This is a genomic window from Vibrio sp. OPT41, assembly GCF_015163595.1.
Classification (GTDB): Bacteria; Pseudomonadota; Gammaproteobacteria; order Enterobacterales; family Vibrionaceae; genus Vibrio; species Vibrio alginolyticus.
Map to the genome: position 1 here is coordinate 45,239 of NZ_JADDYH010000072.1, position 11,713 is coordinate 56,951.

The following is an 11,713-nucleotide window of genomic DNA, read 5'->3' on the forward strand; positions in this document are numbered from 1 at the left end:
TTTCTAAGCACTCCATTAATGCTACCAACTCTGTTGCTCTTGCAGCAACTTCATATATTTTTGATTATAGTGCGCACCATTCTGTGATTTACTCGCCATTTTGAAATGTTGCTTCACCGAACGGCTTAAAACTTCGTTGGTGATCGGGTTTTGTCGGCCCCATTCCGAGCGGTTGAACTCACGGATATTGTTAAGCACGCTTTTACGTCCATCATTGTCCTTAGTGCGTACCGCCAGCCAGTAAGCATTCATTAAGCTTTGACGACGGCGAGTAACTTGACGTTCGTAGCCTTTCAATGCGCTGTTTGAGTCGTACTGCTGAACAAGTCGAGCCGGAGTAAAACCAAGCGCTTGTTGAGCATGTTCAAACAATGTCACATCATCAATGATAATTTCACCATTTCGGTTTGTGACAGTGCCACCTTCTGAAGCGTATCGCGCAGTTCTAAACACGTCCCTAATCCATTTTGGAGTCATGTATTCTACGCCGCGCAAATACTGGCCTTCTGTCATGTAGTCCAAACCACGCGCCCAAGATACAGCAATACCAAATGATGCACCTGCCGCCTGTTGAAGAATGTTTTCAGCAACACCAACGCTATCTTGTGCGTCTGATTCTTGTACCCAAAGGCGAAGCAAATCAATGTTGATTCGGCTTGAAACGCTAGGCATTGAACCGTAGTACAAGCCTTTCGCAATATCTTCACCGAACGTCTTAGCAAGTAGCGATTTTAGCTCTGTCTCTGCATCCCAAGGCTCATTGTCATCACCTGCCACTGCATAGGCCATATTAGCAATTGCCGCGATTGTAGCGACTGGTAGAGCGTTTAGACCGCCGATGGCAAACGTAACGGCAAATGTGCCAAGCAACTGCTTACGCGCTTCCTTTCTCACCTCTGGCGTTTCGCCCTTAATTGAATCAAAGAAACGGCTAAACAAGTAGTAAGTCATGTTTTGGCTGTACTGCTTGAACTGCAATGCTACCGCCGCAACGTCACCTTGCATGAATCGAGCGCGGTTACGGCTCGAATAATCAAAGTGACTATCCCAAGTCGCTTTAGTTGCGTAATCAAGTGACTCTTGTTTGCTTAGTCCGTTCTTCTTCGCCATACGGTAAGCAGTGATAAAACAAACCTCACGGTTCATTACTTCGGCCCAATGGAAAGGCGCACCGATTAGTTGCTGTGCTTTCGCCCATTTACCCGTATAGTTTGACGACTCTTGCTCTGCCATACCTGTTAAGTCGGCCATTTGAGTTACGTCGATAGCACCAATTTTGATCGCGTGGCGTAACGCATCTCTCTCTTCTTGGTTAAGTACGTCGCCCAAAATGCCGTTGGTCATGTCCATATCACCACGCAAGCCAGCTTTTGATTTTTTAGCAACGAACGTCTTAGCAAATAGGCCCGATAGACTTGCCATTTCCGCCGCTGTTTCCTTAAAACCAAAACGTGAGCCAATGTAAGGCAAAGCAATCTGCCAGTTTTGGGATAAGTTGATCATCGCTGACGCTGGTGAAATACCGATTTGCCAGAAGAACCCAAAACCAGTTAGCGCTTGCGCCCATTGTGCGCGTTGTGGGTTCATCATCCATTCGTGACGCTTAACCATTTCGTTATATAAGCGTGACGCCGAAACGTTATTGCTCTTATCCGTAGCAATCTTCAACTCTTCCATTAGATCGGTGAAACGCTTCTCTGTTTCTAGTCGCGCTTGTTGGTTCGCTTGGCGAACACCCTGATCTGCTAGCACACGAGCCGCATCTTCTGAATAACCAGCCACACCTTTACGGTGAATGAATGATTTACGAATTGAACGATCAGGCATGGTTTGCAAATACATTTGGTAGATTTCATCAGTTAACTGATCTTTCACCTTGTCGTTAGTTTGCGCACCTGAGATCGCCTTAATAATATCGCTCACGAATGACGCGCTAGCACCATTTAGGCCGCGACTCTCTTGGATTTTTAGACCAAAGCGCACTTGTCCAACTTCTAAGTTCGCATTCTTATCATCCTGAACCTTGTAGCCAGCCGCCTGAAGCTTTTTAACGTCTTTCATCATGGCGTTTTCAGTCTCATACATTTGGAATACACGCTCACCGCTTGGGTCAACGGCATCGATCCAGTAGTTACCAAAACGCGCCAACGGAACATAGAAACCAAGGCGTGATTTTTCCATCATGTAACGATGGTAAGTGTTCTCACCTGCTCGTTTGTTACCAGCCATGGCAAGATCAGTAATGCGCTCTTCTAGCGCCTTATCCATTTCCTCGCGTTGGCTAATGTAGTGATCGCGCACATCGGTAAAGACTTTTTGAGCATCTGGCGAAAGCTGTAGGAACTTCTCGCGTAATGCCTTGTGTTTAAGTCTTAGTTTCGGCTCGTTCTTAATCTCACGCTCTAGCGCTTGGCGTTCTTGCCAAATTTCAGAACCGCGCTTAGTTTGCGAACCGCCGTACTCTTGGTAAAGCTTCGCTAGTGTTTTGAGTAGCACTTTCTTCTCATCAGTTTGGTCAACATACTCTTTTGACGGGTCAACATCGGCCAACGTCGCATCGTGCAACAAACTAAAGGTAGCTTCGGCGTCTTGTGGCTTATCCTTACGGAACTTATTCAAGGCATCAGCTTGTTTGTGAACTTTCTCAATCAAGTCTGTTTTGCGTGTAGTAAACAAATCTTTGTTGTTTACATACGACTCAAGAATGTTGCCAACCTCACGGCTTACTCGTTTTCTACCTACTTCAGCCATTTGGCGTAGGTTTAACAACGCCCAACCACCATTTTTAAGCGCATCAAACTGCTTGCTAATAAATGGAACGTTGATCTTGCCAAGCATTTGCTTGTAGAAACTCTCATTCTTCGCTGCCAACGCATCAGCAATGCTCACAATTGGATCGCCTTGCTGCGCCAAATCCTCATCCATGCTTGAGATTGTTTGGCTAAAGCGCACAACGTTAGAAAGCGTGGTCATTCCGTTAGGTTTTCGAAGGTCGCTATCCACGTTGTTGATCATGTTGCGCACTTCTGAAAGCGTGATTTTCTCTGCACTCAAAATGCCAGAACGACGCAATGCACCAAGCACCCAAGACAACACTTTGTCTAAGATTCGTTGAGAAACGCTAGACTCTGTTTCTGCAATCTTAGCGATCACCTCTTCCGCTTTTACGTCTTCCGGTGCGGTTCGATATGATTTATCAACCTCGGCAAAGATGCCTTTCAAAGAGTTAACGTTTCGTAGGCTGTTGACCTTCTTGGTTAACTGCGCTTGTTGAGCAACGTCTAGGTTTGCGTATAGGCCATTGTGAGCAATAAACTCATGGCGCAAAGTGCGGCGAACGTCAGCAACGTTTTCCAAGTTTTCTGCCACCAGCACAACACGGTTATCACCGGACAACCATGCGCCTTTAACAATCGCATTGGATTCAGTTTCAACCAGTTCATGCAGATCGGCCATAGTTGGCACAACCATTACATTCGCACCTTTCAAACCGTCGTATTGGTTAATCCAATCTTGAGCGGCTTGAGTAACCTTTTCAGGCGATAGGCTGGTGGAAGGCTTTTTGTTGACTTCGCTGGCCTTGCTGAAACGAATATCGTCGTACTGATCGTTCGCTGGTTTTTCAATGACAATAATCTTTGTTGCTACGTTCGTAGGGTTCAAGCTGTTCTTGAATGCGCCAGCGTCTAGGTTGATCTCTTCTGCACCAACTTCATCTAGGTAACGACGGAAGTTTTTATTTGTTGTGTTGCCACGATTACCAGCCATTGAGCTAGTGATAGCAACCAACTTACCGCCATCTTTTAGCATCGTTAGCGCATGGTTGATGTGGTGAATATCTGCATCGTTACTAAATGGAGGATTCATAACAATGCGGTCATAGATTTCACCAGCGTTATATTCCAAGAAATCACCAGCAACAACGTTGTGCCCCTTCTCTTCAAGTAATTCGCTTAGAGTGAAAGCAAGCTCACCAACATCAAGATCTACGCCATTTAGAGCTGCAATTTGATCGGCAATGTGACCCATACCAGCACTTGGCTCTAGCACTTTCATACCTGGTTTAATATCGGCTAAATCAATGAGCTTTTTCACTTCTGCTTCAGGAGTTGGGAAGAAGTCATTAAACGCATTACGGTTACCACGTACAGTTTCCTCAATCTTCTCTGTGAGTTTTTGTAAGCGTGTTTTTTCTTTCTGCGTTGACATTTTTCCGTTGTTCGCTTGCTCATATTCACGCAAGGCTTGGCGCAACGTGATATCGCCTTTAATACCCATGCGAATTAAGCGATCTTGCGACTTGAATAACTCGTTGATGTGCTCGACACGGTAAACAGTGTTTGATTTGCTACGCGCTAGCTGGCGCAATTTAGGAATAACTTTATCCCAACGCGCACCATTCAAGTTAACGCTCTCGTGCTCCTTCAAGCCTTTAATGTTTGCTCGAATAGATTTAGCCGTCATCTTGTAACCGTCTAGGTTTTCGATTTCTCGCGCAATGTATTCAAGTGACGCTGGCGTACTCTTCGGCGCTGGAAAACGAACGTAACGAGCAACCTGATTAAACTTAGTTTCTGGTTTTAAATGCCAGTTGCCTTGCTGATCTCGATACGCTAGTTTTTCTCGAACATCTTCAGGCATATCCCATTTAACACGGTTCATAACGCTTGTTAGTTCTTCAAGCTGGCTGATATCAGTCAAGTTGCCTAGCAGTAGGAACTCGCCAGATTCAACGCCATCGGCAATCTTACGCAAGATATTCGCTTGCGCCTCTTGCTTATCTGCTCGTGCCGCTGCGCTTGCTGCCATGGCTGCGCGACGAGAAGTATTAGTCAAACGCTGTGCGTTGTTTGACTCATCAGCTTTCGCCTGTAGTGATGCCGCTTTTTCGCGTAGAGCTTCAACTTGCTTCTCTTTTTTCGACTTCGTTTTCTCTTGATCGCGTTGTTTAACTCGTTCGCTTTGATCAACGTTCAAGCCGCCCATTACAGATAGGAAATCATCACGCGCTTGTTCAGATTTAAAGTCAAAACGAGCTGGCAAGTTTTTAGGTTTGTAAGCTCGTGCGTACCAACCGCCTAGCTGTTTCGCCTTGGCTCTCATATCGTTGAAAGTATCGCTATCAACTTCGCTAAACGCAGCGCCATAGCGTTGTTCACCTTTAGCTTCGTTGAGAACATCGACCTTGCTCAACTCGATAGTCCCGTCAGTTTCAACGGCCTTAACTTCAGCTTTTCGCTCTAGTTCGCGCTTTTCTTGCTCTGCTAGTTTGCTTAACTGATTTTCAGTGTATAGACGGTCAAACTCGGCTAGCTGCTGGTCATTGAAAGCATCAATAGTGCCGCCGTTAGCTCGTGCGTAGGCTTGGAAATCATCAAGTGTTTGAGGATTATCAAGAGCCTTTTTCTTGCGCTCGGCTTCCTGCTCACGCTCGATTGCTTGTTGTTTTCGTTTCTCAGCAAGCTTGTTGTAGTCAGCATCACTCATTTCAGAAAGAATGTTGCGCATAGCTGAAGGTGATTTAACTACAAACATTCCACCATCAGACTGAATAGCAGCAAACTGGTTGCCGATATCTTTAACCGCTCGCTTAACTAGATCGTCTTTACGCAAGCTTGTATCAATCCATTGGCCCATTTGAGCAAAGAAATTGCCGATAGCTGGCTTCGTGAATTGGCTAAATTCTTCCTCTAAAGCCGGAACATCATCAATGTAGTTATCGATCAGCTCAATTGCCTCTTCCTTGGTGTACTCGCCACTTTGAAGCGCGTTGATAGCTTTTAGATATTCACGCGCTCCACTTGGGCGAGAACGGCCTTTTTTAGCTTTAGACGCATCAGTTTCGTTGCTGGTGGCCTTGCTAGATTTTAGTTTGCTTCCTTTTGGTGGCGTTGGCTCTGGCTTGTCGTCACTCAGATAGCTTTTTGCCAAGTCGATTGCTTTTTGGCGATCTGATTGATATTGGCTAGTGATCCAATTGCTGAATGAATACAAGTCGTGCGTATCCGCGCCAGCTTCTTCCATTGCTTTAGATACTGCTTTCCAAGCTGGTTCTAACTCGTAGCTCTTGACGCGATAAGTTGGGTTTTCTGCGTACTTATCTGATACAGCTTGAAGAGTATCAATGAGCGAAGGCTCTTGCTTATCTGCTTTTGTATTGGTTTTGCGCTCTTCTAATTTGGCAATATCACCTTCTAGTCTATTGATTAGTAGGCGCATGGCTTCGCCGTTCTCACCATTAGCAATACGAGCTTTGTAGTGAGCGATCTCAGCTTGTTTGTAGTTGATTAGCGCATCCAGCTCTTCAACGGTTGGATTAGACAAATCTTTAAATGGAGGAACCTTGGCCGGAATCTCTGGAATTTCCACATCGGAATCCGCATCTTCACCAAAATCTAGGTTCAAATCTTCCCAAGAGTTGGCGTCTAGGTGGCCTTGGTTTTCGTTGATAAACTTATCCCAAACCGCTTCGTTACCGCCTTTCGCTCGGTACTCTTTCCAGACTTCACCAAGCTCGTTGTAAGCATCTTGTTCGGCTTTTTCTGCTGTTCTTAGTCGGCTTTGTGCTGCTTTAACTCGTGGATGAGCCATATCAACACCACTACGATCCGTAGAATGTTGCATTTCAACTTCATCTAAGTTCTCTTGAGCTGCTTCAACTTTCTTTTGAGCTGTCGAGATTTTAGAGAGTTTGCCCTTAGCTTTACGGCTGATTGTGGCCGGAATCGCTTTTAATTGTGTAGGTTTGTTCTCAGCTTTTTTCGCCGTAGAGTCGCGCTCTGACTTCACTCGTTCAGATAAGTGGCGATCAGCATAATCACGCAGATACTTATCAAACTCTTTATGCTGTGAAGAAGTTAGATCGGCACCCTTTTTAATTCCGTTTTCGTCTCGGAACTCCGCAATACGATGAGTGATCCAAGACATATAGCCAGCATTGCTATTGATAGCTTCAAGCTCTTCCGCTTCCAAAGTATCTAAGTACGCTTGATAACGTGGGTTATCTGCCTTACCTGTTTTTGCTTTAGCAAAGCGTTCTTTTGCAATTGTCTGATTTACGTCTTTAGCTTTCTCTGGAGTGGTAATGCCTCGACGCTCAGACTCAAGCTCTGAACGTAACCATTTAAGATCTTCAGTAGTGCCTTTGCCGTCTTTGATTTTGTTTAGACGACCTAAACGAGCGGTAGCGCGTTGGCGAGAAAGGTCACTGTCACTTGCTTGGTATGCCTTCTTAGCGTCGGAAATCTCGCGATCCAAACCTTCCAGCTCTTCATCACTAAGTAGTGCGTCATATTTTGATAAGCGAGTTTTCAGAACGTCACCAAAGCGGAGCAAATCACCTAGCTTGCCAGTAAAGTAAATCTTGCCTGCTGAATTGATATATTCCGCAGCATCTTGCAAAACATTCATTTGTTCAGGCGTAGGCATTTGACCGCGATCAAGGCGTTGCTCAACACTAGGCCAAATATCAACGGCTTTCGCTGTCTTTTCGCGTTCTTCGACTAAAAGTGATTGGTCAACAACACCTTTGCTTTGGGCTTTTTCTGCTTCGCTCTGAAGGTAAGATTCATTGCTTTTTACAATAAGGCTTACATATTTATCCGCTGCTTGATTAGCTTTTCCAATAGCATCCATCAAGCGCATATCGCTACCTTTGCCATAGTCAAAAGTAGTAACCGGTTCCTCTTGTTCCGCTAGTCGGATTTGTACCTGTTTAAGCTCTTTATCTTGAGTGACGTAAACCGATCTCTCGCCAATAGTTGCGTTCCACTTTTCGACTTTAGGCGTCAACGTTGTGGTATTACCGCTGCGCTTAACGTCCACTCCATCAATACCTTGACCTATTTTAAGGGTAGGTTTCTTGGCTTTTTTGCTATCAGCTTGAGCGTTTACTTCTTTGTCCAACCAGTTCAGATCGTCTTTTGTACCCTTGCCTTCCAAGATGTTCTTGATGCGTTGTTCACGGTTAACTTTCTGACGGCCTTTGATTGCGATTTCAGCTTGAGCTTTACCAAGTTGACGGCCAAGCTCTGAACGTTTTGCAGCTTCACCAGATTGGTAAACATACTCGTCGCCAGTCTGTGGCAACTCTTCACTGTATGACTCAACCTCTTGAGACTCGCGCTTATCAAATTTCTTTTGAATACGAGCATTGCGATTAGGTTGGCGCTGTTCGACCTCTTGGATTGATGCGGAAATAGGCTCTTGAGCAACTATATAAGGCGCACGATAACGCTCCTGCTCTGTTTCTACAGGATTTAGGTCATATTCATTCGCTAGCTTGGTGAATCGCTCATCACGATTAACGTCTTTAGGATTAACGTCAGACCATCGATCAAACTCAACTTGTGGTGCGTCATAAACTCGTTGATTCTCGATACCCGTTGCTAACGGAGTAACGTCACGCTCACCGTTTGGTTGATGTCCACCAGCAAACGAGTTGGTTTGAGCTTGTTGTCTCATACCTTGAAGAACACGCGCCTGATTGCGTTGAAACTCTGGCGTTTCCTCAACGTTTGGTTGATAGCCATTGGTTCGAATGCCGCGATTCTCTAGTTGCTGTTGAGCATTGCGCTCTTGAGCTTGCTGATCACGCAGAAAACTCTCTTCATCAGTTGGGCGTAACTGATCGACTTGTTTTAGCTCGTCGGAGTTAATGACACGCTGCAAAGCGCTGATCGCTTGCTCTTGGCTCATGCTTCCGTCACGACGCGCTTTTGCAATCTGAAGCACTGCTGCTGGCGAGATTTCCATGGCGCGTTGCAAGCCTTGTTTAAAGTTTTCGTCTTGCGCTGCAATTTCATCGACAAAACCAAGCTCACCACGTTGAATTGATTGGCTCAATTCAAACTTATCTCGTTGAGCATCTTGAGAATGGTATAGCTCTGAATCTGCCATTACTTCTCCAGTTTCAGGATCAAACATTTCTGCTTGAGCAACTTCATTATCAACTGGTGATTTTTGTTTCTGTCCAATAGCACTCAAGAACTCATTGTAAATTGAATTCATTGAACGCTGCGCCGCTTGACGTTCTTCAATGGATAGATCTGTATTAAGAGTTGCCAAGTAACGGCTCATGTCTTGACGCAATTGCTTCGCGTAATCATTGCCTCGGTCTTGTTTTTCCCAAGTTTTGATTGCGCTGACAGCTTGCTGGCCGTCACGGATTAGATCGGCATGATTGTCTGAAGAGAACAGATTAACAGGCGCTTGCTCTTGCTGTTTTGCAGCTTCAGAAATTGGTTGTTGTGGTTGCGCTTGCTGTGGCTGTACTGGTTCCGGCTGTTGTGGCTCAACACTTTGTTGTGCTTCCGCTTGATCTTCCGTTGCGTGACGCTCTGCTGCTGGTGGCACTTTACCCATTGCAGCACCTAACGCTTGATGTGCTAAAGCCGTAGATTCGTTAGCATCAAAGCCCATAGAAAGAGCGCGGTTCTCAATCTTCGGTCTTAGAAGAGCCTCAATCTCTTGATCTGTTTTACCAACCGAGCGCAATTGCGAAATCACTTCTGGATTGATCGCTTGTTCAATCTTGCTTTCAAAATTACGACGACGGTAACGACCAGCCACACCACTAGGCGCACCAAAACCACCACCGATCAAACCACCGACTAAACCAGACTCAAGCGCAGCCGCGCCAACGCCTTCGGAGTTGTCGCCTTCAACGTCCATCTTTTCGTTGGTATGAACGTTAGAGCGGTATTGTTCAACGCCACCTTGTACGGCCTCGGTGCCACCTTCAGCAAGTACACCTTTACCAATAGCACCTTTGATTGTTTTGCCTAAACTACCTTTTAGCAGTTTAACCATTGCCTGATCACCTACCGTTTCACCGATCAGGTTGACCATGCCTAGAGTAAGGTCGGTTTTAATCGAATCTCCAACCTCTTGGGCCAATCGAGTACGAGCGTTGTTTAGCGCCTCTTCATCAGAGATATTCTTATCCGCTTCTTCGGCCACATAACGCTTGAACTGTGGAGAATCCATTAATTCGTGATAAGGAATGTTCTCGATTTCTCGTTGAACATTTAAGGCTTGACCACCGTTACCAGCCGCCAAGTTTAGAAGTGCGTTAGTACCGACATTGGCACCTTGGGACACCGCAGCGCTTCGACCTGCCATTGACGCTGCTTTACCTGCTGCACCTGCTGGCAACATGGTTACAGCCATACCACCAAGCACATTAGATGCTGTGCCTAACCATGTACGCCAATCTTTAGCACCTTCGCCAAAGCTCATATCATCATTGATGATATCTTTCGCCATGGCTTCGCGCATTTCAGGCGATAAGGTTTCGTATTGCTCATTAGCCCAATTCTCTAATGAGCTTGCTGCCTTTTCTGCACCAACGAAATTCGCAGCACCAGCCAAAGTTTGCAAAGCGCCTTGTTGAGCCATATCAACAACGTCACCAAACGTTGATGTGTTTTGATTGCGTTCCCTTTCCTCAACTAGACGCATCGCCTCTCTGAAATCCATCGGTATCCCCTCTTATTCTGCATAGGAAATAGACAGGGGAAGTATAACCCCCAACCGCACCGATTGGGGATTTTTGTTTACGATCGATGAATTAACGATTAGCCAAACCTAATGCCATGTAGCGTGCGGCTGGTGGCGCATTTTTACGCTGCTCTTCTACTCGTTGAGCCTGAGTTTTTAAGTTATCTCTGGCGTTACTTGTTAGCTTATCGGCTGCGCTATAAAAGCCACTATAGTTAAGCCAATCCATTGCCTGTTGTTGTTCTTCAGGACTCAAGTCCGCTGCCTTAATTGCTGCAAGCTTTTCTTGATAAGTTCCATCAGAGTTTAGGATTTCCTCTCGTAAAGCCTCTAACTCGCCTTGATTTGACGGTTCACCCTCTGTCTGTCCGGCGGCCTTCTTCTCGCCATTGGTGAACTCTTGAGACTCGCTTATCAGCGTTTCATTAGATGGCTTTTTCTTGATGATATCTTTACTTTTAATCATCTCTTGAATAGCCTTATTTACCTGATCAGGCGTCGCGGCTGGGTTTTCCATTAGATAAGACTGAAGTTGCGCTTTGCTGCCCGCTTTGAACTCATAATCAGGATATGACTCAACAAACGCTTGCGCTCGTTTTCTTGCCATACTTTGCGCTTGTTCCTTGGTTAAGTATTGAGGATCATAACCTGTTAGTGGCAAATACATCATCGTATGACGCTCTAGTGCCTTCTCCCTTTCTCGATTCAAGCGATCAATTTCGGCCTGATAATCTTGTTCCTTATCGAACATATTGCGGTCAAGTTTGGCAATCTGTTCATCATACTTGCTATTAATTCCGTTTTGTTCAGATAGCTGTTGCTTCGCCAATTGAGCCATTGAAGAAGAAGAACCACTAGAGCCTGAGCGACTAGAACGGCCTGAACGACCACCATATACAACATTGCCATTTTCATCGAAATTCAGAGATCGACCTGTTTGAAGTTGACGCCAGTTGTTCAACTCTTCACGGTTCAAATGCTGACGAGTATCAATCATGGTTTTCATTCGGTTACTAAACTCCGACAATGGCACAACTAAGATATTGTCATCTGGCTTGCTTGTTCGGTTTTGAGTAACCGGAACTGTGACAGTTTTGCCATTATCAAGAGTTAGATCTTGCTCAATAACTGCGCCACCGCCTTGAGTGATTCGAACTGCCGAAACTTTTCTCTCAACTATTTGATGTTGCTTACCATCCTTATCCGTGTAGAT

At 45.5% G+C, this 11,713-nt stretch carries 2 protein-coding genes; both read right to left on the reverse strand.

Features of this window, described 5'->3' with window-relative positions; all coding sequences use genetic code 11:
- Positions 1-21: 21 nt before the first annotated feature.
- Entirely contained in the window at positions 22-10,479 is a 10,458-nt protein-coding gene (locus tag IQP38_RS23015; RefSeq protein WP_193838070.1) for a PLxRFG domain-containing protein, read from the reverse strand.
- A 91-nt stretch (positions 10,480-10,570) separates the two neighbouring features.
- Positions 10,571-11,713 (reverse strand): hypothetical protein (locus IQP38_RS23020; RefSeq protein ID WP_193838071.1); only part of this gene is annotated, 1,143 nt, incomplete at its 5' end.